The sequence below is a fragment of the Paracoccus sp. PARArs4 genome, assembly GCF_947311865.1.
GTDB classification, from domain to species: domain Bacteria; phylum Pseudomonadota; class Alphaproteobacteria; order Rhodobacterales; family Rhodobacteraceae; genus Paracoccus; species Paracoccus zeaxanthinifaciens.
On the sequence record NZ_CAMZMW010000004.1, the window covers coordinates 133,564 to 157,350 of the forward strand.

Sequence of the window (23,787 nt, forward strand, 5' to 3'; positions counted from 1 at the left end):
GCCAAGGGCGCGGCCGTCGGGATCGTCACTCGGGGATGACGCGCACCGCCCCCTTAGCCGCGCTGGTGGTCATCGCCGCATAGGCGCGCAGCGCGGTCGAGACCTTGCGCTGACGCGGCTTGGCGGGCTTCCAGCCCTCGGCCTCGCGCTTCTCGCGGCGGGCAGCAAGGGTGGCATCGTCGACCTTCAGCTCGATCTTGCGGTTCGGGATGTCGATCAGGATCGTGTCGCCCTGCTCGACCAGGCCGATCGTGCCGCCCTCGGCCGCCTCGGGCGAGACGTGGCCGATCGACAGCCCCGAGGATCCCCCCGAGAAACGACCGTCCGTGACCAGCGCGCAGGCCTTCCCCAGCCCCTTCGATTTCAGATAGCTGGTCGGGTACAGCATCTCCTGCATCCCCGGCCCGCCGCGCGGCCCCTCGTAGCGGATCAGCACGACCTCGCCCTCCTTGACCTTGCCGGTCAGGATGGCGCTGACACTGTCGTCCTGGCTCTCGAAGATATGGGCCGGACCCTCGAAGGTCAGGATGGATTCGTCCACGCCCGCCGTCTTCACGATGCAGCCGTCCTCGGCCAGGTTGCCATACAGCACCGCAAGGCCACCATCCTGCGAGAAGGCATGCTCCTTGGTGCGGATCACGCCCTTCTCGCGGTCCAGATCGACCTCTTCGAAGCGCTGCTCCTGCGAGAAGGCGACCTGCGTCGGAACGCCCCCCGGCGCCGCGCGATAGAAATCGTGCACGGTCGCGGAATCGGTGCGCTTGACGTCCCAACGGTCCAGCGCCTCGGCAAGGCTGGCCGCATGGACGCTGCCGACGTCGGTCTTCAGCAGGCCCGCGCGGTCCAGTTCGCCCAGGATGCCCATGATCCCGCCCGCGCGGTGCACGTCCTCCATGTGGACATCGTCCTTGGCGGGGGCGACCTTGCACAGGACCGGCACGCCGCGCGACAGGCGGTCGATGTCGGACATGGTGAAGTCGATCCCGGCTTCGTGGGCCGCGGCCAGCAGGTGCAGCACGGTATTGGTCGATCCGCCCATCGCGATGTCCAGCGTCATCGCGTTCTCGAACGCCTCGAAGCTGGCGATGTTGCGCGGCAGGACCGATGCGTCGTCGCCTTCATAGTAGCGGCGCGCAAGATCAACGATCAGGTGACCGGCCTCGACGAACAGGCGCTTGCGGTCGGCATGGGTGGCCAGCGTCGACCCGTTCCCCGGCAGCGCAAGGCCAAGCGCCTCGGTCAGGCAGTTCATCGAGTTCGCGGTGAACATCCCCGAGCACGACCCGCAGGTCGGGCAGGCCGAACGCTCGATCGCCTCGACCTGTTCGTCGGAATAGGAATCGTCGGCGGCGGCAACCATGGCATCGACCAGGTCCAGCGCCTTCAGCTTGCCATCTTCCAGCACCAGCTTGCCGGCCTCCATCGGCCCGCCAGAGACAAAGACGACCGGGATGTTCAGGCGCAGCGCGGCCATCAGCATGCCCGGCGTGATCTTGTCGCAATTGCTGATGCAGACCATCGCGTCGGCGCAATGCGCGTTGACCATGTATTCGACCGAATCCGCGATCACCTCTCGCGAGGGCAGCGAGTAGAGCATGCCGTCATGGCCCATCGCGATGCCGTCATCGACGGCGATGGTGTTGAACTCTTTCGCGATGCCGCCGGCCGATTCGACCTCTCGTGCGACCATCTGGCCCAGATCCTTCAGGTGGACATGGCCGGGCACGAACTGGGTGAAGCTGTTGACGATGGCGATGATCGGCTTGCCGAAATCGCTGTCCTTCACGCCCGTCGCGCGCCACAGGCCACGGGCGCCGGCCATGTTGCGGCCATGGGTGGTGGTGCGGGAACGATAGGCGGGCATTGGCTGATCTCCTTTGGCTTGGCGGGCTGTTTAGCACCGGCGCAGACGGAAGGAAATTGCCGGAACGAACGATTTCAAGTGATTTTCGGTCGCGAAGGGGCGATCCCGCGCAGTCAGGACGCCAGCTTCATCGTGACGATGCCCATGACGATCATCCCGGCGGCGGCCAGGCGGATCATCGTGACGGGTTCGGACAGGAAGGCTATTCCGATGACGAAGCTGCCCACCGCACCGATGCCGGTCCAGACCATGTAGGCGGTCCCCAGGGGCAGGTGGCGCATCGCGACGGCCAGCAGCCAGAAGGACAGGAACATCCCCACTACCATGATCGCGGTGGGAAGGGGCTTCGAGAAACCTTGCGAATATTTCATCGCCGTCGCCCAGACGATTTCGAGAAGGCCGGCGACGGTCAGCAGGATCCAGGGCATGACGCATCCATGGACAGGGCCGGGTCGTCCCGGCGTTCCGTTCCCGCCCTGCGGGAACCCGTGATCGGAGAGGTCGTCCTCTGGCAGGCGAAGCTAGTGTCGCGGAAACGGGGCCGCAAGGCCCTCAGCGCATGCCCAGCCCCGCCCGCATCATCAGCCGCCGCACGGGCGCGGCAGCGTACAGCCCGCCCAGTGCCGCCGCCCGCAGGTCGCGCAGCGGGCGCGACCCCGCCTGGCTGGCACGGTTCAGCGCGTCGATGCCCAGCATCCGGGCGCGGGCCTCGGGGCGGCGCTGGCGGTCGTATCGCAGCAATGCGGCCTGGTCGCCGGGGCTTTCGCGCATCAGGTCCAGCAGCCCGTCCAGATCGGCCAGGCTCATGTTCAGCCCCTGCGCGCCGATGGGCGGCAGGACATGCGCGGCCTCGGCGATCAGGGCCGTGCGGGGACCGACAAAGCGGTCCGCGATCTGGCTGATGATCGGCCATTCGGTCAGCGCGGTCGCCTGCCGCAGATGGCCCAAGACGCCCGCCGACCGCGCGTTCAGCGCATCCTCGAAGGCGGCGGGGTCCAGCGACCGCAGCCGCGCGGTCTCGGACCCGTTCTCCATCCAGACCACGGCCGAGGACGGCCTGCCGCCCCGATCGGGCAGCGGGACCAGCGTGAACGGCCCGCCCGAGCGGTGCACCTCGGTCGAGACATTGCCGTGGGGTTCGTCATGCGTCACGGCAAAGGCCAGCGCCTTCTGCCCATAGCGGCGGGTGGAGACCCCGATCCCCAGGGCCTGCCGCACCGGCGAATTGCGCCCGTCGGCCCCGACCAGCAGGCGCGCGCGCAGGCGCGATCCGTCGGACAGGGCGACCATCGCGCCCTCGGCGCGGGTCACGACCTCGGACGTGGCGGTGCCGGGGCGGAACTCGACATTGGGCATCCCCTCCAGCATGGCCGAGATCTCTCGGCGCAGAAGCCAGTTGGGCAGGTTCCACCCGAAGGGCTGGTCGCCGATCTCTGCCGCGTCGAAGTCGCGGATCAGGCGCGGGACGGGGTCCGCGCCGCCCGCATCGACGATGCGCATGACCTGCAGCGCGGTCGCATGCGGGCCCAGCCGTTCCCACAGCCCGATCCGTTCCAGAAGCCGGGCCGAGGGTTGCAGGAAGGCGGTCGATCGCAGGTCGGCGCCCTCGGCGCCCTCGTCAGTGACGGGCGGTGCGGGATCGACGCAGATCACGCCGAAGCCCTGCGCGCCAAAGCCCGCCGCCGCGATCAGCCCGGCGATCCCCCCGCCCGAGATGAGGATGTCGATATCCTGCGTGTCCATGGCCGCGCCCCCTGATGTGTCGCAACCCAGATAGGACGGCCCGCGCCCTCAGGCAATGCGGCGCAGGAACGCGGTCAGGTCGTCGGTGCGGTGATGGACATGCGGCCCCGGATCGCCCGCCAGCGCATCCGGCCCGTCGCGTCCCTGCCCCACCAGCACCGTGCGCATGCCCAGTTCATGCGGGACCAGCAGGTTGCGGGGATCGTCCTCGAAGAAGGCCGCGACGGTCGGGTCGATGCCCGTGGCGTTCAGAACGCGGGCGAATGCCTCGGGCGAGGGTTTGGGATGAAAGCCCGTCTCCTCGATGCCATAGACGCCCTCGAACAGGTCCGGCGCATCCAGGCCCCGCGCCGCCAGCACGCGGCGGGCATAGGCGCGGTCGCCGTTGGTATGCACGATCCGCCGCCCCGGCAGAGCCGCGATGGCCGCGGCCAGATCGGGCGCGGGGGCCAGATGCGTCATGTCGATATCGTGCACATCGGCCAGGTAGGCCGCCGGGTCGATCGCATGTTCGGCCATCAGCCCCGCCAGCGTGGTGCCGTGCAGCCGCCAGTATTCGGCGCGCAGGCGGTCGGCCTCGGGGGCGGGGACGCCCAGAAGGCGCATCATCCATTGCGTCATCCGCGTCTCGATCTGCGCGAAAAGCTGCGCCTCGGGCGGATAGAGGGTGTTGTCCAGATCGAAGATCCAGGTGCGAACATGCGAAAAATCCATGCGGATCAGATAGCCTGCGGCGGTCGCGCTTGCAATTCACCCCGCATCTGCCGATCCTGCCCGCCATGAAGGACGCCTATTCCCTGATCCTGACCGCCATCGAGGGCGGGACATATCGCCCCGGCGACCGGCTGGTCGAATCCGAACTGGCCGAGCGGTTCGGCGTCAGCCGCACCCCCGTGCGCGAGGCCCTGCAGCGGCTGGAGACGCAGGCCATGCTGGTCCGCGACGGGCGCAGCCTGATCGTCGCCTCGCTGGACCACAACCAGCTGGCCGAACTCTATACCGTCCGTGCGGAACTGGAGGCGCTGGCAGGCCGTCTGGCCGCCCGCCACGCCACCCCCGAAGAGGTGCGCGTGCTGGCCCAGATGGTCGAGGAGGACCGCGCCAACAAGCACGACCCCGAGGCGCTGGCCCGCGCGAACAAGCGCTTCCACCGCCAGATCCACCTGGCATCCCACAACCGCTACCTGGTGCAGCAGCTGGACCTGGTGCACCGGACCATGGCGCTGATGGCGCGCACCTCGCTTGCGGCCGAGGGGCGCAGCGAGACCGCGCTGGCCGAACATGCCAGCATCGTCGATGCCATCGCGGCAGGCGACGGCAAGGCCGCCGACGAGGCGCTGCGCCAGCACATCTCGATGGCATGGGAAACGCGGCTGAAGCTGGAGGCCAAGGCCGGTGGCTGAGCCGGTCCTGATCGCGGGCCCCGAGGATATCGCGGCGGGTGCGGCGCATCTGGCGCGGGTCTGCCCCGTCTGGGCGGGCGTCCTGCCGGAACTGGGCGAGCTACCGCTGCGGCGGCGCGACGACGGCTTTCCGGCCATCGCGCAGGCGGTGATCGGGCAGCAGATTTCCATCGCGGCGGCGGGGGCGATCTGGGCGCGGCTGGACGCTGCCGGCATGACCGAGGAAGCCGCCCTGCGCATGGCGACCGAGGACGAGCTGCGCGCGCTTGGCCTGTCGCGACCCAAGGCGCGGTACCTCAAGGGCATCGCCGATGCGGGGATCGACTGGATCGCGCTGCGCGACATGCCCGACGACCGGGCCATCGCCACGCTGACCGCGCTGCCCGGCATCGGCGTCTGGACGGCCGAGATCTATCTGATGTTCGCGCTCGGGCGGCCCGACGTTCTTGCGGCGGGCGATCTGGCCCTGCAAGAGGCCGCGCGCGTGATGTACGACCTGCCCGAACGCCCCACCCCCGCAGCGCTGCGCAGGCTGGCGGAACCCTGGGCGCCCTGGCGTGCGGTTGCGGCACGCGGGCTCTGGGCCTATTACCGCCACGCGAAAGGCCGCGAGGGAGTGACATGACCGCCACGCTGACATCCGCCCGCAAGGGTCCCGAAACCGCGAAATCCGTCGTGATCTTCCTGCACGGCTATGGCGCCGACGGGAACGACCTGCTGGGCCTGGCCGATCCGCTGGCCCCGCATCTGCCGGACACGGCCTTCTATGCGCCGAACGCGCCCGAGCCCTGCAAGGGCAATCCGATGGGCTTCCAGTGGTTCCCGATCCCCTGGCTGGACGGATCCTCCGAGGAGGCCGCGAAATCCAGCATGGCGGTATCGGTGCGCATGCTGGACGCCTTCATCGACAAGGTGCTGGCCGACGAGGGGCTGCCCCCCGAGGCGCTGGCGCTGGTGGGCTTTTCCCAGGGGACGATGATGTCGCTGCACGTGGCCCCGCGCCGCGGCGCGCAGATCGCGGGCGTCGTCGGCTTCTCGGGTCGGCTGCTGGCCCCCGAGACGCTGCAGGCCGAGGCGAAGACAAAGCCGCCGGTCGTCCTGATCCATGGCGACCAGGACGACGTGGTGCCCTTCGACGACATGGGCATCGCGGCGCAGGCGCTGCAACAGGCGGGCTTCACCGTCTATGGCCACGTGATGGAGGGCACCGGCCACGGCATCGCGCCCGACGGGCTGTCGGTCGCACTGGGCTTCCTGAACCAGCACCTGCCGGAATAGGCCAAAGGTGGCTGCCGGCCCATGCGGGCCGGCGGTGGCGGCTGCCCCTGCGGGCAGCCGCGGGCGCACCCTGCCCGCAGCTTTTGCATCCCGCCGTCATGCTGCTGTCACGGCGTGCTTGTATCGCTTGGCCTGCGTCCCGCACATGCAGGGGCTTGCCAGATACCTGACGCGATATATAGTCGAGTTGACAGATGAGACGGGCGCCCCGGTCAAGCCATCGGGGCAGACGGGAAGGCACCATGCTGGACGACCATCATCACACCGATTTCCGGACCCAGTTCGTTCGCGAACCGGCCAACCTGAAGCATTACCCTGCGCTGGTGCTGAACGCGGATTACCGCCCGCTCAGCTACTATCCGCTGTCGCTGTGGCCCTGGCAGGAGGCGATCAAGGCCGTCTTCCTGGATCGCGTGATGATCATCGCGGAATACGAGCAGGAGGTGCGAAGTCAGCGCCAGGCGTTCCGCATCCCCTCGGTGGTCGTGCTGAGAGATTTCGTCCGTCCCCAGAAGCGCGTGGCATTCACGCGCTTCAATCTTTTCCTGCGGGACGAATTCTGCTGCCAGTATTGCGGCGCGAAGGGCGATCTGACCTTCGACCACGTCGTGCCCCGCTCGCGCGGTGGCGTCACCAGCTGGGAAAACGTCGTCGCGGCCTGTTCGCCCTGCAACCTGCGCAAGGCCAACCGCTCGCTGCGCCATTCCGGCCTGTCTCTGCAACGGAAGCCGCGCCAGCCCACATCCGAGGAAATGCACTCGGTCGGGCGGCGCTTCCCGCCGAACCACCTGCATGAAAGCTGGATGGACTACCTCTACTGGGATGCCGAACTGGAGAGCTGAGGGATCAGCCCTTCGGGTCGTGATGGTTCCGCCAGCCCAGATGCGCGAACAGCGCGGCGCTGAGCGCAAGCACCAGGAAGGCCACCGGGGGCACACCTGCCGCAAGTCCGGCCCACAGCGTCACGGCGGCGCCAAGGATCACGGCGGTCAGCAGCATCAGGAAATGGGGCAACGGCATGGAACACTCCTCTCCTTGGCACCAATATGGGACCGGGACAGGGAATTGAAAAGTGCACCTTCGTATAGCGGGCGATTTTTCGCAGCGAATGCGAAGCGCCCGCGCGGCCTGACGGCGCGCGGGCGGGGCGGGCCTCAGATCAGGCCGGCATGTTCCAGGGCCGCGTCGATCAGGTGACGGGTCGGCTCGCTCAGCGGGGTCAGCGGCAGGCGCACGCGCTCGTTGCAGATGCCCAGGCGCGACATGGCATATTTCGCGCCGACCAGGCCCGGCTCGACGAAGATCGCGACATGCAGCGGCATCAGCAGGTCCTGGTAACGCAGCGCCTCGGCATAGTCGCCGCGCAGCGTCGCCTCCTGGAACTTTGCGCACAGGCCCGGAGCCACGTTCGCGGTCACGCTGATGCAGCCGACGCCACCATGCGCGTTGAACCCGAGCGCGGTCGCATCCTCGCCCGAGAGCTGGACGAAATCGGTGCCGCAGGTCATGCGCTGGCTGCTGACGCGTTCCAGCTTGCCGGTCGCGTCCTTGACCCCGATGATCGAGGGGATGCGCGCCAGCACGCCCATCGTCTCGGGGGACATGTCGATGACCGAGCGGCCCGGGATGTTGTAGATGACGATGGGCAGGTCGCAGGCCTCGGCCAGGGCCTCGTAATGGGCGATCAGGCCCGCCTGTGTCGGCTTGTTGTAATAGGGCGTAACGACCAGCGCCGCATCGGCCCCCACCTCTTGCGAGAAGCGCAGAAGGCCGATCGCCTCGCGGGTGCTGTTGGACCCGGCGCCGGCGATGACCGGAATGCGTCCCGCCGCGCTGCGCACGACCTCTTCGACCACCAAGCGGTGTTCCTCGTGGGTCAGGGTCGGGCTTTCGCCGGTGGTGCCGACCGGAACGATGCCGTGGCTGCCCTGTTCGACATGCCATTCGACAAGTTTCTTGAGCGTGTCCAGATCCAGCTCGCCGTCCTGGGTGAACGGCGTGACGAGGGCTGGCAAAGACCCTTTGAACATGACACGCTCCTTGATGATTGCGTCCCCCGATGCGGGGGCATGAGATGGGATTCCGCCGCCTTCACTATCCCCGTGCGCCGGACTTGCCAAGGATGTGAATTGCGCAAGCGTGCTTTGACGGCGACACAGGGCGGTGATGCGACTTCTGCGTGACATGATGCTTGCGGGGATGCTGGGCGTCCTGCCCCTGTCCGCCCCCGTCCGGGCCGAGGACCCGGGCGCGATGGCGCTGGCGCTGGCCGCCGCCGACGTGTCGGACTGGGTGACCGCCCGGTCCGCCGCCGAACGCGCGGGGCCGCTGGCCCAGGCGCTGGTCGGATGGCAGGTCCTGCAGGAGGGGCACGGCAAGTTCGCCGATTACGCCGCCTTCGTGCGCGATCACGGCGACTGGCCCGGCATGGCGCGCATCAGGCGCAACGGCGATGCGCTGCTGCGGCCCGGCCTGGACCCCGACGACCTGCGCGCCTGGTTCGCGGGTCACGAGCCCACCAGCCTTGCCGCCGTCGAAGCCCTGTCCGAGACGCTGTCGACCCGCAAGGCGCGCGAGGCGCGGATCCGCTTCTTCCTGACCCGCGAGATGCCCGCCGCGGACGAGGCGCGCCTGCTGGCGGCCCAAGGCGCGGTGCTGGCGCCGCTGATCCCCGACCGCATCGCCGCAAGGCTGGACGCACGCGACTGGGCGGGGGCCGAACGCCTGCTGGACCGCCTGCCCGAAGAGGAACGCGGCCTGCACGCCGCGCGCATCGCGCTGCAGGCGGGGCGTGCGGGGGTGGACGACCTGATCCTGGCCCTACCCGAGGATCTGCGCGCCGATCCCGGCCTGACGATGGACCGCTTCCTGTGGCGCGTGCGGGCCAAGCTGCATGACGGCGCGCAGGACCTCATGCTGGCGGCCTCGACCGGGGCCGAGGCCCTGCGCGACCCCGAGGTCTGGGCACAGATGCGCGTCGACTACGCCCGCCTTGCGATGCGCAACGGCGACTGGCAGCGCGCGCTGGACCTGGCCGCGCCGCATTACCTGCCCCCCGAGAACCGGCATTATTCGGACCTCGAATGGCTGGCGGGCTTTGCCGCGCTGAAGGTCGATCGCGCCGACCTGGCGCTGGACCATTTCCTGCATCTGGAAACCGTCGTCGGCAGCGCGATCAGCAAGTCGCGCGCCCATTACTGGCAGGCCCGCGCGCACCGGGCGCTTGGCGACGACCGCGCCGCGCGCGCCGCATTCGAGGCGGCGGCCGAACATCCCGGCGTCTATTACGGCCAGCTGGCGATGGCCGAACTGGCCCGCCCCATGCCCGCCGAATACGCGGTGCCGGGGGCGGCGCTGGACAGCCTGCCCGACTGGCGCGGGTCGGACCTGCGTGCCGATCCGGTCTTCCGCGCGGGCATGTGGCTGATGGCCACCGGCCGCCGGGACGAGGCGCAACGCTTCTTCCTGCACCTTGCGCAATCGGCCACCCCCGAGGACATCGCCCGCATGTCGCGCCTGATGTACGAGGCGGGCACCCCCTGGCACGGGCTGCGGCTGGCCAAGCAGTCGGCCAACCAGGGCGTCATCTGGCCCGCCGCGCAATTCCCGCTGACCGGCCTCGAATCCGAGGATCTGGGCCCGCCGCCCGAGCTGGTCATGGCCATCGCGCGGCAGGAATCCGAATTCAACCACACCGCCGCCAGCCATGTGGGCGCGCAGGGCCTCATGCAGCTGATGCCGGGCACGGCCGAGCAGATGGCCGCGCAGACCGGCCTGCCCTACGACCTGCCGCGCCTGTCGCGGGACGCGGCCTACAACGCGCGGCTGGGCTCGGCCTATCTGACGGGGCTGTCGGACCGGTTCGGGCCGTCGGTCGCGCTGATCGCGTCGGGCTACAATGCCGGACCGGGGCGGCCGATCCGCTGGCTGGACCAGTTCGGCGACCTGCGCGACGATGCCGACCCGGTGGACTGGGTCGAGCTGATCCCCTTCGACGAGACGCGCAACTATGTCATGCGCGTGGCCGAGGCGCTGCCCGTCTATCGTTCGCGCATCCACGGCAGGCCCGCGCCCGTCGTCACGCGGTGGGACCTGTCGGGCGGCGGGCAGAAACCCCTGCCCCCGCAGCGCCTGACGCTGGCCCTGTCCAAGCCGCCCGTGCCCAAGCCCCTGACGATCGGGCCGCCGCTGCCCTCTAGGTGGATCTGGCCGCTGACTGTCGCTGACGATAGAGGGTGAACAGGCCCGCCCCCACGACGATCGCGCCGCCGATGACGACATTGCTGCGCAGCACCTCGCCGAACAGGGTGACGCCGATCAGGCTGACCCAGACCAGCTGGGTATAGGCGAAGGGCTGCAGCGCCGATGCCTCGGCCAGTTCGTAGGCCCGGATCATCAGGTAATGCGAGGTCATCCCGCAGACGCACAGGCATCCCAGCCAGATCCAGTCGCCCGGCGCCAGCAGCTGCCATTCCCAGATGCCGACCAGCGTGATGGCGACCGCGCCCGCCGTGCCGGTCCAGAAGAAGCTGACCGATGCCGGATCGTCGCGCGAGACGTGCCGCGTCAGCAGGCCATAGATCGCGAACAGCAGCGCGGCCAGCGCGGGCAGCAGGGCCGCAGGCGTCATCACGCCCCCGCCGGGCTGCAGGATGAACAGGATGCCCGCGAAGCCGATGCCGATGGCGGTCCAGCGACGCCAGCCGACCTTCTCGCCCAGGATCGGCCCCGACAGCGCGGCGATCATCAGCGGATAGACGGCGAAGACGGCATGCGTCTCGATCAGGCCAAGGCGCACGAAGGCTTCGATCATCACCAGCACCTCGGCGGCCAGCAGGACGCCGCGGGCGATCTGGGTGACGGGGCGGCGGGTGCGCAGGGCGCGGCGGATGCCGCCGGGCTGGCGGGCCGTCAGCGCGATCACGAAGGCCGCGAAGACCCAGTATCGCAGCATGACGATCAGCTCGGGCGGATAGGCGCTGCCCAGCACCCGCGAGAACGCGTCCTGCAGCGCGAAGATGAAGCTGACCGCGCACATCAGGAAGATGGCGAAGCCCGTCCGGTCGCCCGTGCCGGTGGTCCGGGGCGGGATCGGCGGCGGCGCGGATGCGGCGGCGGCCGATGCGGCATAGGGCTGCTGGTCGGGTTCACGGGACATGGGACACCTCTGCTTGCCCCCTGCTGCTGCGCCCTTGCGCGGCGCGGGTCAAGGCAAGGCCGCCTTGCACATGGTGCAAGGCGGCCCGATCGTGCCCCAGATGCAATGGCCGCGGCTCAGTCGCGCGCGCGGACGATCTTGGCGAAAGGCTCCATCAGCTGCGGGTTCGCGGCAATCAGGCGGCCCGATTCCAGCGGAACGTCGTTTTCGCGGATGCCGTGGACGAAGCCGCCGGCCTCGCGCACCATCAGGATGCCGGCCGCGACGTCCCAGGATTTCACGCCGCGTTCCCAGTAGCCGTCGAAGCGGCCCGCCGCGACATAGGCCAGGTCCAGCGCGGCGGCACCGAAGCGGCGCACGCCAGCGGTCACCGGCATCAGCTGCGCCAGGTCCTGCAGCGTGGCGGGCAGCGGCCCGTTGCCCGCGAAGGGAATGCCCGTCGCGAAGACCGATTCCGCAAGGCGCGTCCGGCCCGACACGCGCAGGCGCTGGTCGTTCATGAAGGCGCCCGCGCCCTTCTCGGCGGTGAACAGCTCGTCCTTGGCGGCGTCGAAGATGACGGCCGCGACGATGTCGCCCTTGTGTTCCAGCGCGATGCTGACGGCCCAGTGCGGCAGGCCGTGCAGGAAGTTCGTGGTCCCGTCCAGCGGGTCCACGATCCAGCGGCGGGTGGGGTCGTCGCCCGCTTCCTCGCCGGTCTCCTCGCCCAGCCAGCCATAGCTGGGGCGCGCGCCGCGCAGTTCTTCCTTGATGATCCGCTCGGCCTCGCGGTCGGCGCGCGACACGAAGTCGCCCGCGCCCTTGATGCTGACCTGGAGGTTCTCGACCTCGCGGAAGTCCTTGACCAGGCTGCGACCCGCCTTGCGGGCGGCCTTGATCATGATGTTGAGATTGGCGCTTGCCATCTTGTACCTCGGGGAATCTGGGGGTTGCCCGCGTCTTAGGCGAGCGCGGGGCGAATGTGAAGCGAAAGGCGCCCTAGCCCGCCGATCCGCGCAGCATCCGCAGGGGTTCGGTGCGCGAAAGTCGCAACACATGGGCCATGTAGGGCTGGCGGAGGTCGTCCTCGCGCACGGCGGCGAACAGGCGGCGGCGCAATCCGCCCTGTCCAAGGGGCAGCAGCGCCAGTTCGGGATTGGCGGCCTCTCGGCGCAGGACCCAGTCCGGCATGACCGCGATCCCGCGGCCCGATGCGACCAGCATCAGCGCCACGGCGGTCAGCTCGACATGGCGGGTCTGGGACGGCTCGATGCCCGCAGGCGTCAGGAACTGGCTGAAGACGTCCAGTCGCGCCCGGTCCATCGGATAGGTGATGAGCGTCTCGCGCGCCAGGTCCTCGGGTTCGGCAAAGCCCTTGGCGACCAGCGGATGCGAGGCGGGTACGACCATCGTGGGGGCATAGTCGAACAGCGGCTGGAAGACGACGCCCGGCAGATCCTCGGGGTCCGACGATATGACCAGGTCTACCTCTTCGCGGACCAGCGCGGGCAGCGCGCCGAAGGCCAGACGCTGGCGGATGTCCACGTCCACGTCCGGCCATGCGCGGCGGAAGATGTCCAGCACCGGCAGCAGCCAGTCGAAACAGGCATGGCATTCCATCGCGATATGCAGCCGCCCGACGCGCCCGGCCTCGACGCCCTTGAACTCGGCCTCGGTCGCGGCGACCAGCGGCAGGACCTGTTCGGCCAGCCGCAACAGGCGCATCCCGGCCGCAGACAGGCGCATCGGCTTGGCGCGGCGGACGAACAGCTCGACCCCGGCCTGCTCCTCCAATGCCTTGATCTGGTGGGACAATGCGGATTGCGTGATGTTCAGCACCTCGGCCGCGCGGGCCAGGCCGCCCTGGCGGTGGACGGCATCGACGGTGCGAAGGTGGCGAAGCTCCAGATGCATGATGAATGAAACTCAGCTTGATCTTGAGGATTATGAATTTGTCTCACTGATACGCGCATGGCACAAGCGATGCCAACAGAAAGGAACCACCATGTCCGCCCAAGCGCCGAAAATCAGCTTCGAGTTCTTCCCGCCGAAGACGCTGGATGCGTCCTTCCGGCTGTGGGAAACCGCGCGGGCGCTGGCGCCGATGGGACCGGACTTCGTGTCGGTCACCTATGGCGCCGGTGGCACCACCCGCCAGCTGACCCACGAGGCCGTCACCACGATCAACCGCCGCTATGGCCTGCCGGTCGCGGCGCACCTGACCTGCGTCGAGGCCACCCGCGACGAGACGATGAAGATCGTCGACGACTATGCCCAGGCCGGCATCCGCGAGATCGTGGCCCTGCGCGGCGACGCGCCCAAGGGTGCCGACCGCTTCACGCCCCATCCCGAGGGCTTTGCCAACTCGATCGAGCTGATCGAGGCGATCGCCGCGCGTGGCGACATGACCATCCGCGTCGGCGCCTATCCCGAACCCCATCCCGACAGCGCGGACAGCGATGCCGACGTGGCATGGCTCAAGCGCAAGATCGACGCGGGCGCGACCAGCGCGATCACCCAGTTCTTCTTCGAGCCCGAGACCTTCTTCCGCTTCCGCGACAAATGCGCGGCCGCGGGGATCGACGCGCCGATCATTCCGGGCATCCTTCCGGTCCAGAGCTGGGCAGGCACCAAGCGCTTTGCCGCGACCTGCAACACCACCGTCCCCGCCTGGGCCGAAGAGGCGTTCCAGCTGGCCGAACTGGACGGCCCCGAGGCGCATCGCCGCCTGGCGACCGACCTGTCGGTCGATCTGTGCGCGCGCCTGATCGAGGGGGGCGTGGACCGGCTGCACTTCTACACGCTGAACCGCCCCGAGCTGACGCGCGACGTCTGCGCCGCGCTTGGCGTGACTGCCCGCCCGGAGCTGAACGCGGTCGCCTGACCGCTCAGGCCGGGTGGGGGCCCTGCCCCGGCGCGGCCTCGACCGGGGCCTCGCAGCCCTTGTCGGCAAGGTGCCCCGTCAGGCGCCCCGGCCCCGCATAGGGGCAGGGCACCGACGGGTGCAGGCATTCGGTGGCAAAGCGCCCCGCCTGCCTGCCGCCCCGCGCAAGGAACAGCTTGCCCCATCGCCGCCACGTGCCCAGCGACGGCGCGGTGACATCGCAGGGAAACAGCGCCCGCCACCCGTCCGGCAGGGGAAGGCCATGCGATTCGCCGCGTTCCAGCATCCAGACCAGCGGGATGTTCGACAGCGGCCTTGCGAATTCATACCCCGCCAGCTGCCCGCCGATATCGGGATGCGATCCGCGGAACCACGCCTGCTCGATCCGGCCCGCCGCGTGGTCGTCGTCCCACAGGACCGGCGCGAAGGCCAGGCGTGTCTCGTCCAGGGCAAGCGCCTGGTATCCGTGGGCGATCCCCTGCCCCAGATGCGCGTCGTGGAAGCGGAAGCGCGGCTCGGTCATCATCCACAGGAAGGGCAGGCGCAGGCCCAGCGACATGACCGCATCGAAGCAGCCCAGCATGCGGATCGGGGCCTCGGGGTGGCAGCGGCGTCGGCGGAACAGGTCCTGCGCCTTCTGCGGCCCGCCCCGGCGATAGAAGCGCCAGGCCAGCCGGATGTTGCGGGGCGTCGCGAATTCGGGACGCAACAGCCCCACCCGCGCGATCATGCCCGCAAGGCTGCGCACCGCGAAGCCGCCCCTGCTGTAGCCCATCATGAAGATCGGATCGCCCGGTCGCCAGCCCGAGGCCAGCCAGCCATAGGCCTCGACGATGCGTTCCTCCAGCGCGGTGCCCATGATCAGTTCGGGAAGGGTGCGCCACCGGTTCCACTGCTGGCCGATGGCGTAATGGACCCGCATCCGTTCGTTCGGACGCGGCAGGCCCAGCTCACCGCCCAGAAGGCGATGGATCCGGCCTATGGAACTGCGACGCCCCTGCGCAAGCGATGCGAAGGTGCCATCCATCAGCACCACATGCGTCCTGGTCGGCCGAATCGAATTCATGCCCCCAACCTAGCACGCCGTGCGGGAAGGGGGCATGTGACGTCACAGCGCCATGACGGTGGCGCGGGTCATCGCGCCGAAGCCGTTGAAGCGGGTGTTGGTGACCACGGAATAGGCCCCCGCCCCCTGGAAGACGACGAAATCGCCCTCGGCGATGTCGGCGGGCAGCGCCAGTTCGCCCGGCAGGCGGTCCACCGAATCGCAGGTCGGGCCGAAAATGACGCGGCCACCGGCGTCACCCTCGCGCAGGACGCCCTCGGCGGTATAGACCTCGATCCGGTCGATATTGCCGATGATCGGCAGCTCGGCCAGCCCGCCATAGGTGCCGTCGTTCAGGAAGACGTCACCCCCGTCGCGCACGCCCTTTACGCGGGTGATCAGAGCGAAGGCATCGGCGCAGAGGCCCCGCCCCGGTTCGCAGACCAGATCGGGCGCATCGTCACCAAACATCTCGGTCGTGGTGTCGCCGATCTCCTGGAAGATCGATTCCAGGTCCGGCTCGACCCCCACCACGCGATGCGAGGGGAAGCCCCCGCCCACGTTCAGGCGCGTGGCGCGCACGCCCGCCATGTCGCAGATGTCCTTGGCCACGCGGATATAGCTTTCCCACGCGATGGGGTCGGTGCATTGCGTGCCCGGATGGAAGGTCAGCGAGGGGATGTAGCCCCGGCGCGCGACCTCGGCCAGCAGCTCGGCCGCAAGCTCGGGGCTGGCGCCGAATTTCGACCCGAAATCATAGGCCGCGCCCAGCACCGGCAGCTTGAAGCGGGGCGAGATCTCGACCCCCTGCCCGTCCACCTCGGTCGGGACCTGATCGAACAGCTTCTCCAGCTCGGAGCGGCTGTCCACCGACCATGCGCGGATGCCCGACCCCACGGCGTGCCCGATCTCGGAGCGGGCGCGGACGGGGTTGTGGTAATGGCGTGCCGCGTCGGGGGCCATGCGCCCTATCAGGTCGATCTCGAACGGGGATGCCACGTCGAAGCCGCGGATGCCCGCCGCCAGCAGGTTCTGGATCACGGCCTCGTCGGGGTTGGACTTGACGGCATAGGTCACGAAACCCGGGAAACCCTGAAGGAAACGCCGCGCCCGGTCCTGCAGCACCGTCGGCGCGAAGACCATGACCGGATGCTCGGGCTTCAAGTGACGGATCACCTCGGCCGGATTGTCCCAGACGGTCTTCTCTTGTCCCATGGCGGTTCCTTTCGCACGAAGGGTGTCAATTTTGGGCGCGAACCCAGACTGGCGCTTTTGGGTTCCGATTTCACCAATGAAAAGGGTAGTTATGCCTCACAGATCGGTTATTATGACGAATTGCATGTCATTTTGACGAAACGGCCACATGGACGATCTGGATCGCAACATCATCGCGCTTCTTTCCGGGGATGCACGCATGTCGCTGGCCGTCCTGGCGCGTCGGCTGAAGGTCGCGCGGTCCACCGCGCAGACCCGGCTGGAACGGCTGGAGGCCACGGGCGCGATCGCCGGATACACGCTGCGGCTGGGCGAACAGGCCCGCGAGGGGCGCATCCGCGCGACCGTCCTGCTGGAGATCGCGCCCCGGTCCCTTGCGGGCGTGATGACCCGCCTGCGGGCGATTTCCCAGGTCGAGCGCGTGCACACGACCAGCGGGCGGATCGACATGCTGGTGCAGCTGGCGACCGGATCCACGTCCGAGCTGGACGAGACGCTGGACCGCATCGGCGCGATCGAGGGCGTGCGCGGCAGCGAAAGCCTGATCCACCTGTCCACCAAGCTGGATCGCGCCATCTGAGCCACGCGGGCGTTGATTTGCGCGGCATCCGGCGCGACCATCGGACCATGACGGGGCGATTCCCCGCGATTTCGCCGGGATGGTTCCCCTTCGCCTGAAAGGGGGTTTCGCATGACGTCTCACGGCATGCCCTGCTGGTACGAGCTTTCGACCGCGGATGGCGGCCTTGCCGATGCGGGCGGCTTCTATGCCGCGCTTCTGGGTTGGCAGGTCGCGGATTCGGGGATGGAGGGGTTCAGCTATCACCTTGCGCGCCTGGGCGACCGGATGGCGGCAGGCCTGATGGAGATGCCCGGAATGCCCCCGGCCTGGACCATCTATTTCGAGGTCGCGGACGCCGAGGCCACCTGCGGGCTGGTCGCCGAAACCGGCGGCACCGTCCTGCGCGAACCCGCCGAGATCCCCGGCACCGGACGTTTCGCGATCCTGTCCGACCCGCAGGGCGCGGTCTTCGGCATCCTCGAACCCGCGCCCATGGAGGATCCGCAGCCCGGCGCCTTCGACATGGCGACCCCCGGCATGGCCAACTGGAACGAGCTGATGACCGCCGATCCCGAAGCCGCGCTGGACTTCTATGGCCGCGTCTTCGGCTGGCAGCCGGGACAGGCGATGGATATGGGCGATCAGGGCAAGTACCACATCTTCACGCATGACGGGTCCGATACCGGCGGCATGATGGGCCTGATGGGAATGCCGCAGCCCTTCTGGATGCCCTATTTCGGCCATGGCGCAATCGCGCGGGCGGCGGACCATGCGCGCGACCTGGGCGGTCAGGTCCTGCATGGCCCCGAAGAGGTGCCGGGCGGGATGCATGTCCTGATGATCCGCGATCCGCAGGGCGCGCATTTCGGGCTGGTCGGTCCGAAGGGCGACTGACCGCAAGCGTCTCTTGGCCTTTCGGCCTGCATTCGCTAATCCCGTCCCCAAGCAAGGGGATGTGAAGCGATGACCATGGACAAGAGCTTTGACGCCCGCGCAGCCGAGGCACGGATCAGCGCGGAGTGGGAACGGAACGGGGCATTCGCCGCCGGGGCGAATGCCCGGCGGTCCGAGACCTTCACGGTGATGATCCCGCCGCCCAACGTCACGGGCAGCCTGCATATCGGCCACGCCTTCAATAACACGCTGCAGGACATCCTTGTCCGCTGGCACCGGATGCGCGGCTTCGACACGCTGTGGCAGCCTGGCCAGGACCATGCGGGCATCGCCACCCAGATGGTCGTGGAACGCCAGATGGCGCAGCGCGGCGAACCGGGCCGGCGCGAGATCGGCCGCGACGCCTTCGTCGAGAAGATCTGGGCCTGGAAGCAGGAATCCGGCGGCACGATCATCAACCAGCTGAAGCGCCTCGGGGCGTCTTGCGACTGGTCGCGCAACGCCTTCACCATGTCGGGCGCCCCCGGTGCCCCCGCGGGCGAGGATGGCAATTTCCACGACGCCGTGATCCGCGTCTTCGTGGACCTTTACAACAAGGGCATCATCTATCGCGGCAAGCGGCTGGTGAACTGGGACCCGCATTTCGAGACCGCGATCAGCGATCTCGAGGTCGAGAACCGCGAGGTTCCCGGCCATATGTGGCACTTCAAGTACCCGCTGGCCGGCGGCGAGACCTATGAATACGTGGAACGCGACGAGGACGGCAACGTCACCCTGCGCGAGACCCGCGACTATATCGCCATCGCCACGACCCGCCCCGAAACCATGCTGGGCGACGGCGCGGTCGCGGTGCATCCGGACGACGCCCGCTATGCCCCCATCGTCGGCAAGCTGGTCGAGATCCCCGTCGGTCCCAAGGAACAGCGCCGCCTGATCCCGATCATCCCCGACGAATATCCCGACCCCGATTTCGGGTCCGGCGCGGTCAAGATCACCGGCGCACACGACTTCAACGACTACGAGGTCGCCAAGCGCAACAACATCCCGCTGTTCGCGCTGCTGGACACCAAGGGCGCGCTGCGCACCGACGGTCTGTCCTATAACGAAAGCGCGGCCATCGCATCGCGCGCCGCGCGGGGCGAGGATGTGGGCGACGTGTCGAACGTGAACCTCGTCCCCGAGGATCTGCGCGGGCTGGACCGCTATGACGCGCGCAAGCGGGTGATCGACCAGATCACCGCCGACGGCCTTGCCGTGACCTATCTCCACAAGGAGATCGAGAAGGAGACCGGCGCCGAGCATCTTGAGCGCCGCCCTGTCATCGAGAACAAGCCGATCATGCAGCCCTTCGGCGACCGCTCGGGCGTGGTGATCGAGCCGATGTTGACCGACCAGTGGTTCGTGGACACGCAGCGCATCGTCGGCCCCGCGCTGGACGCCGTGCGCGACGGCCGCACCCAGATCCTGCCGGAACAGCACAAGAAGGTCTATTTCAACTGGCTCGAAAACATCGAGCCCTGGACCATCTCGCGCCAGTTGTGGTGGGGCCACCAGATCCCCGTGTGGTACGACGAGGACGGCAACCAGTATTGCGCCCCGACCGAGGCCGAGGCCCAGGCCATGGCCCCCGGCAAGGTGCTGACCCGCGACCCTGACGTGCTGGACACCTGGTTCAGCAGCGGGCTGTGGCCGATCGGCACGCTTGGCTGGCCCGAACCCACGCCGGAACTGGAGAAGTACTTCCCGACCGACGTGCTGGTCACGGGCTTCGACATCATCTTCTTCTGGGTCGCCCGGATGATGATGATGCAGCTGGAGGTCGCGAAGGACATCCCCTTCCACACCGTCTATGTCCACGGGCTGGTGCGCGATGAAAAGGGCGCCAAGATGTCCAAGTCCAAGGGCAACGTCATCGACCCGCTGACGCTGGTGGACGATTACGGCGCAGATGCGCTGCGCTTCACCCTGACCGGCATGGCCGCGATGGGCCGCGACCCCAAGCTGGGCCCGAAACATGTCGAGGTGAACCGCAACTTCGTCACCAAGATCTGGAACGCCACCCGGTTCGCGGAGATGAACGGCGTGCGCGGCGGCGTGGCACGGCCCGCGCCCGCCCATACCGTGAACCGCTGGATCATCGGCGAGGTCGCGCGCATCCGCCAGTCCACCGACGAGGCGCTGGCCGCCTATCGCTTCAACGATGCGGCGACGGGGCTTTACGCCTTCGTCTGGGGCAAGGTCTGCGACTGGTACGTGGAATTCGCCAAGCCGCTGTTCGACGGCGAACACGCCGAGGAAACCCGCGCCACGATGGGCTGGGTGCTGGACCAGTGCTATCTGCTGCTGCACCCGATCATGCCCTTCGTCACCGAGGAGCTGTGGTCCCTGACGGGCGACCGCGACGGCATGCTGGTCCATGGCGAATGGCCCGAATACGGGGCCGAGCTGATCGACGCCGATGCCGACCGTCAGATGAACTGGGTCATCCAGCTGATCGAGGCCGTGCGTTCGGCCCGCGCGCAGATGGGTGTTCCCGCCGGCGCGAAGCTGGACCTGATCGTGACCGAGGCCGACGATGCGGCCCGCGCCGCACTGGCCGCCAACGCCCCGCTGATCGAGCGGATGGCCCGCGTGAACGCGCCCATCGAAGGCGAGGCCGGTCGCGGCATGATCGCGGTCTCGGCCACGGGGGCGTCCTTCGCGCTGCCCATCGGGGACGTGATCGACGTGGCCGCCGAAACCGCGCGCCTGCAGAAATCACAGGCCAAGACGACCAAGGATGCCGACGGCCTGCGCAAGCGCCTGTCCAACCCGAAATTCGTCGAGAACGCCGAGCCCGAGGTCATCGACGAGACCCGCGACAAGCTGGCCGCGCTGGAGGACGACCTTTCGCGTCTCCAGGCCGCACTGGACCAGCTGGCAGCGATGTGAAACGCAAGGGGCGGCCCGATGGCCGCCCCTTCGTCATTCCAGCGATGCGATCGCCTGCGGCAGGCGTTCCTCGAATATCGCAAGCTCGGTTTCAGGGGCGCAACTGATGCGGATGCAGCGGTCCAGCGGCGCGACGCCCGGCATGCGGATGAAGACCCCGCGTTCCTGCAACGCGCCCACCAGCCCCCGCGAGAACGCTCCGTCGCGCCCCGTGTCCAGCGCGACGAAATTCGTGGCCGAGGGCAGCGCCCGCATCCCGTTGTCGGCCCCGATCTGCGCGATCCGGTCCCGCGCCGCCGCGACCGAGGCCACGACATGGGCCAGCCAGCCCTGGTCCTGCAACGCGACCAGCGCGCCGATCTGGGCGATGCGGTTCACGCCGAAATGGTTGCGGATGCGGTCGAAGCCCGCGATCAGGTCGCGATCCCCGATGGCATAGCCGATCCGCGCCCCCGCCAGCCCATAGGCCTTGGAGAAGGTCCGCATGCGGATCACGCGCGGATCGTCCGCCGCGATCCGCGGCACCGCGGCCTGCGGGGCGAACTCGACATAGGCCTCGTCCAGGATCAGCAGGCAGTCGGGCGGCAGGCGATCCAGCATGGCGGTCACGACCGACGCGTCATGCCAGCTGCCCATCGGGTTGTCGGGATTGGCCAGATAGACCAGCTTCGCGCCGACCTGCCGCGCGCGGTCCACCAGCGCCTCGGGATCCTCGGCGTCATCGCGATAAGGGACCTTGTGCAGGACGCCCCCGAAGCCCGCGACGTGATAATTGAAGGTCGGATAGGCCCCTTCCGAGGTCACGACCGCATCGCCCGGTCCGACGATCAGCCGCACCAGGTTGCCCAGCAGCCCGTCGATCCCCTCGCCCACCAGGACATGCGCGGCATCGATCCCCAGATGCGCCGACAGCGCCTGCCGCAGGTCGTGACTGGGCGCGTCGCCGTATTTCCAGATCTCGGCCACGGCCTCGCGCATGGCGCGGGCGGCCAGGGGGCTGGGTCCGAAGGCGCTCTCGTTCGCGCCAAGCCGCGCGTCGAAGGGGCGGCCCATGCGGCGTTCGAGTTCCTCGGGGCCGGTGAAGGGCACCGTCTGGGGAAGGGATGCGGGGATCGGGGCAAATCTTGTCATGGCGCGCAGAATACCCGCGCGCATGGCAGCCGCAAGATGGGCCTCAGAAGGCCCGGAAGGTCATCGTGGTCAGCGTGCGGCTGATATGGGGGATGTCGAACAGCCGATCCGACAGGAAGCGGCCGACATCCTCGTCCTCGGGGATGTAGACCTTGGCGATCAGATCGTAATCCCCCGAGGTCGAGAACAGCTCGCTCACGACCTCTCGGTCGTAGATCGCCTCGGCCACCTGGTAGGTCTTGCCGGGTTCGCAGCGGAACTGCACGAAGACTGCTCGCATCGGGTTCTCCTGTCCTTGCGGCGCGAGGTTAGACCGTGGGCGCCGCGCGGGTCCAGTCCCCCCGCGCATGGCCGCGCCAGAACCGCGCCATCAGCAGGATCGCGGCCAGCGTCAGCCCCACGCACAGCCCCAGCCACAGCCCCGCCGCGCCGACGCCCAGCGGGAAGGCCAGCGCCCAGGCCACCGGCATGCCGACCACCCAGTAGCTGAAGCCCGCCATCCACATCGGCACGCGCGTGTCCTGCACCCCGCGAAGGAAGCCCAGAGCGATCACCTGGAAGGCATCGGTCAGCTGGAACAGCGCGGCGAAGGTCAGCAGCGACACGCCGATGGCAACGATCTCGGGGGCCTGCGGGTCGTTCGGGTCCATGTACAGCCGCACCAGGCCGGGGGCGAAGAAGATGTAGATCGCGATGGCGATGATCGCGAAGACCAGCGACATGGCCGTCACCGTGATGGCCGCGTCCCGCATCCAGGCGCGGTCGCCCCGCCCCTTGGCCTGGCCCACGCGCACGGTAGCCGCGTTGGACAGGCCCAGATGCGCCATGAAGGTGATCGCGGTGATCTGCAGCGCGATCCCGTGGGCCGCCAGCTGCTGCGTGCCGATCCAGCCCATCATGATGTTCGAGGCGACGAACAGCCCGCCCTCGGCCAGCATGGTCAGGCCGATGGGCCAGCCGAGGCGCGCGACCTCGGCCATGGCATGCCAGTCGGGCTTCCAGAAGCGCTGGAACAGCGCGTATTTGCGCGCCTCGGGCAGCCAGGCGGCATAGAGCGCCAGCAGGACCAGCTGGAACAGCTGGACCGTGAAGCTGGCAAGGGCCGCGCCGGTCACGCCCAGCTCGGGCACGCCCAGGTTGCCGAAGATCAGCACCCAGTTCAGGAACAGGTTCAGCGGCAGCCCCGCCAGCGTGACCCACATGACGATGGCCGTCCGCTCCATCGCGGCAAGATATGACGACAGGGTCAGCTGGCCCAGCACCAGCGCTAGGCCCCAGCCCGCGATGCGCAGGTATTCCTGCGCCAGCGCGCTGACGGCGGGCGTCTGGCCAAGCGCCAGCAGGATCGGCTCGGACCACCACAGAAGCGGCATGCCCAGCAGCGCGAACCCCGCCGACAGCCACAGCGCCATGCGGGTGCCGCGGCGGACCTCGGTCTCGCGGCCGGCGGCGATGTTGGTGGCGATGGGGCCCATCACGGCGGTGCCGAAGCCCATGCCCAGGAAGAACAGGATATGGAAGCACGAGGTCGCGATCACCAGCGCGGCAAGGGGTTCGACCCCGTACCAGCCGATCATGACGGTATCGCCCACACCGATGGCCATGCGGGCAAGATGGCTGCCGATCAGCGGCAACCCAAGCGCGAGCGTCGCGCGGATATGGGGGCGATAGCGTGCGTATGACATGGGCAAGGCCATATC

Annotated in this window: 23 protein-coding genes; 9 read left to right on the forward strand and 14 right to left on the reverse strand. The window is 68.6% G+C overall.

The window, feature by feature from the left end; all coding sequences use genetic code 11:
- Positions 1 to 25: 25 nt before the first annotated feature.
- The 4 genes from ilvD to QMZ16_RS04715 form a co-directional block, all read right to left on the reverse strand.
- Entirely contained in the window at positions 26 to 1,864 is a 1,839-nt protein-coding gene (gene ilvD, locus QMZ16_RS04700; RefSeq protein WP_282602329.1) for a dihydroxy-acid dehydratase, read from the reverse strand.
- 113 nt (positions 1,865 to 1,977) lie between these two features.
- Positions 1,978 to 2,292 (reverse strand): multidrug efflux SMR transporter, encoded by a 315-nt coding sequence (locus QMZ16_RS04705; protein ID WP_022707256.1) that lies wholly within the window; start codon positions 2,290 to 2,292, stop codon positions 1,978 to 1,980.
- 124 nt (positions 2,293 to 2,416) lie between these two features.
- Positions 2,417 to 3,607 carry a UbiH/UbiF family hydroxylase gene (locus QMZ16_RS04710; RefSeq protein WP_282602330.1) on the reverse strand — a complete coding sequence of 397 codons (1,191 nt, stop codon included), beginning with the start codon at positions 3,605 to 3,607 and terminating at the stop codon, positions 2,417 to 2,419.
- A 48-nt stretch (positions 3,608 to 3,655) separates the two neighbouring features.
- The gene (locus QMZ16_RS04715; RefSeq protein WP_282602331.1) at positions 3,656 to 4,321 is read right to left on the reverse strand and encodes a pyrimidine 5'-nucleotidase; all 666 of its coding nucleotides are present in this window, start codon (positions 4,319 to 4,321) and stop codon (positions 3,656 to 3,658) included.
- 65 nt (positions 4,322 to 4,386) lie between these two features.
- Here QMZ16_RS04715 and QMZ16_RS04720 point away from each other — a divergent pair, with 65 nt between their 5' ends.
- The 4 genes from QMZ16_RS04720 to QMZ16_RS04735 all read left to right on the forward strand — a co-directional run bounded on the left by QMZ16_RS04720 (position 4,387) and on the right by QMZ16_RS04735 (position 7,130).
- On the forward strand, positions 4,387 to 5,010 hold the full coding sequence (locus QMZ16_RS04720; protein ID WP_022707259.1) for a GntR family transcriptional regulator: 624 nt from the start codon (positions 4,387 to 4,389) through the stop codon (positions 5,008 to 5,010).
- Positions 5,003 to 5,635 carry a DNA-3-methyladenine glycosylase 2 family protein gene (locus QMZ16_RS04725; protein ID WP_282602332.1) on the forward strand — a complete coding sequence of 211 codons (633 nt, stop codon included), beginning with the start codon at positions 5,003 to 5,005 and terminating at the stop codon, positions 5,633 to 5,635. Before QMZ16_RS04720 ends, QMZ16_RS04725 begins: the two co-directional genes overlap by 8 nt.
- A complete protein-coding gene (locus QMZ16_RS04730; RefSeq protein ID WP_282602333.1) occupies positions 5,632 to 6,288 on the forward strand; it encodes an alpha/beta fold hydrolase in 657 nt (218 codons plus the stop codon). Before QMZ16_RS04725 ends, QMZ16_RS04730 begins: the two co-directional genes overlap by 4 nt.
- A 242-nt stretch (positions 6,289 to 6,530) precedes the next feature.
- The gene (locus tag QMZ16_RS04735) at positions 6,531 to 7,130 is read left to right on the forward strand and encodes an HNH endonuclease (protein ID WP_022707262.1); all 600 of its coding nucleotides are present in this window, start codon (positions 6,531 to 6,533) and stop codon (positions 7,128 to 7,130) included.
- 4 nt (positions 7,131 to 7,134) lie between these two features.
- Here QMZ16_RS04735 and QMZ16_RS04740 read toward each other — a convergent pair whose 3' ends face one another.
- Both QMZ16_RS04740 and dapA read right to left on the reverse strand, forming a co-directional pair.
- Positions 7,135 to 7,308, reverse strand: a complete 174-nt coding sequence (locus QMZ16_RS04740) for a hypothetical protein (protein WP_282602334.1) — start codon at positions 7,306 to 7,308, stop codon at positions 7,135 to 7,137.
- A 134-nt stretch (positions 7,309 to 7,442) separates the two neighbouring features.
- Positions 7,443 to 8,318: a 4-hydroxy-tetrahydrodipicolinate synthase gene (dapA, locus tag QMZ16_RS04745; RefSeq protein ID WP_022707264.1), complete on the reverse strand. Its 876-nt coding sequence runs from the start codon at positions 8,316 to 8,318 to the stop codon at positions 7,443 to 7,445.
- A 136-nt stretch (positions 8,319 to 8,454) separates the two neighbouring features.
- Here dapA and QMZ16_RS04750 point away from each other — a divergent pair, with 136 nt between their 5' ends.
- Positions 8,455 to 10,527, forward strand: coding sequence for a lytic transglycosylase domain-containing protein (locus QMZ16_RS04750; protein ID WP_282602335.1), 2,073 nt, complete (start codon positions 8,455 to 8,457; stop codon positions 10,525 to 10,527).
- On the opposite strand, the gene QMZ16_RS04755 is transcribed toward QMZ16_RS04750, so the two are convergent.
- From QMZ16_RS04755 to QMZ16_RS04765, 3 genes are all read right to left on the reverse strand, one after another.
- On the reverse strand, positions 10,484 to 11,446 hold the full coding sequence (locus QMZ16_RS04755; protein WP_022707266.1) for a DMT family transporter: 963 nt from the start codon (positions 11,444 to 11,446) through the stop codon (positions 10,484 to 10,486). The two genes, QMZ16_RS04750 and QMZ16_RS04755, sit on opposite strands and share 44 nt — an antisense overlap.
- Positions 11,447 to 11,562: 116 nt before the next feature.
- Positions 11,563 to 12,351, reverse strand: a complete 789-nt coding sequence (locus QMZ16_RS04760; protein ID WP_282602336.1) for an inositol monophosphatase family protein — start codon at positions 12,349 to 12,351, stop codon at positions 11,563 to 11,565.
- Between the two features lie 73 nt (positions 12,352 to 12,424).
- A complete protein-coding gene (locus QMZ16_RS04765) occupies positions 12,425 to 13,339 on the reverse strand; it encodes a LysR family transcriptional regulator (protein ID WP_282602337.1) in 915 nt (304 codons plus the stop codon).
- 91 nt (positions 13,340 to 13,430) lie between these two features.
- On the opposite strand from QMZ16_RS04765, the gene metF reads away from it, so the two are divergent.
- Positions 13,431 to 14,309, forward strand: coding sequence for a methylenetetrahydrofolate reductase [NAD(P)H] (gene metF, locus QMZ16_RS04770; protein ID WP_282602338.1), 879 nt, complete (start codon positions 13,431 to 13,433; stop codon positions 14,307 to 14,309).
- Between the two features lie 4 nt (positions 14,310 to 14,313).
- Here metF and QMZ16_RS04775 read toward each other — a convergent pair whose 3' ends face one another.
- Entirely contained in the window at positions 14,314 to 15,375 is a 1,062-nt protein-coding gene (locus tag QMZ16_RS04775; RefSeq protein ID WP_022707270.1) for a DUF2235 domain-containing protein, read from the reverse strand.
- Positions 15,376 to 15,417: 42 nt separating this feature from the next.
- Positions 15,418 to 16,569, reverse strand: a complete 1,152-nt coding sequence (locus tag QMZ16_RS04780) for a type III PLP-dependent enzyme (protein ID WP_282602339.1) — start codon at positions 16,567 to 16,569, stop codon at positions 15,418 to 15,420.
- Positions 16,570 to 16,717: 148 nt separating this feature from the next.
- Here QMZ16_RS04780 and QMZ16_RS04785 point away from each other — a divergent pair, with 148 nt between their 5' ends.
- The 3 genes from QMZ16_RS04785 to QMZ16_RS04795 all read left to right on the forward strand — a co-directional run bounded on the left by QMZ16_RS04785 (position 16,718) and on the right by QMZ16_RS04795 (position 20,956).
- The gene (locus tag QMZ16_RS04785) at positions 16,718 to 17,149 is read left to right on the forward strand and encodes an Lrp/AsnC family transcriptional regulator (protein WP_282602340.1); all 432 of its coding nucleotides are present in this window, start codon (positions 16,718 to 16,720) and stop codon (positions 17,147 to 17,149) included.
- Positions 17,150 to 17,260: 111 nt separating this feature from the next.
- On the forward strand, positions 17,261 to 18,025 hold the full coding sequence (locus QMZ16_RS04790) for a VOC family protein (RefSeq protein ID WP_282602341.1): 765 nt from the start codon (positions 17,261 to 17,263) through the stop codon (positions 18,023 to 18,025).
- Positions 18,026 to 18,094: 69 nt separating this feature from the next.
- On the forward strand, positions 18,095 to 20,956 hold the full coding sequence (locus QMZ16_RS04795; protein ID WP_282602342.1) for a valine--tRNA ligase: 2,862 nt from the start codon (positions 18,095 to 18,097) through the stop codon (positions 20,954 to 20,956).
- Positions 20,957 to 20,989: 33 nt separating this feature from the next.
- Here the strand turns inward: QMZ16_RS04795 and QMZ16_RS04800 are convergent, their stop codons facing one another.
- From QMZ16_RS04800 to QMZ16_RS04810, 3 genes are read right to left on the reverse strand one after another with little or no spacing between them, the layout of a single operon-like run.
- On the reverse strand, positions 20,990 to 22,087 hold the full coding sequence (locus QMZ16_RS04800) for a pyridoxal phosphate-dependent aminotransferase (RefSeq protein WP_282602343.1): 1,098 nt from the start codon (positions 22,085 to 22,087) through the stop codon (positions 20,990 to 20,992).
- 43 nt (positions 22,088 to 22,130) lie between these two features.
- Positions 22,131 to 22,367, reverse strand: a complete 237-nt coding sequence (locus tag QMZ16_RS04805) for an Lrp/AsnC ligand binding domain-containing protein (protein WP_022707276.1) — start codon at positions 22,365 to 22,367, stop codon at positions 22,131 to 22,133.
- A gap of 28 nt (positions 22,368 to 22,395) precedes the next feature.
- On the reverse strand, positions 22,396 to 23,772 hold the full coding sequence (locus tag QMZ16_RS04810) for an MATE family efflux transporter (protein ID WP_282602344.1): 1,377 nt from the start codon (positions 23,770 to 23,772) through the stop codon (positions 22,396 to 22,398).
- Between the last annotated feature and the right edge of the window lie 15 nt (positions 23,773 to 23,787).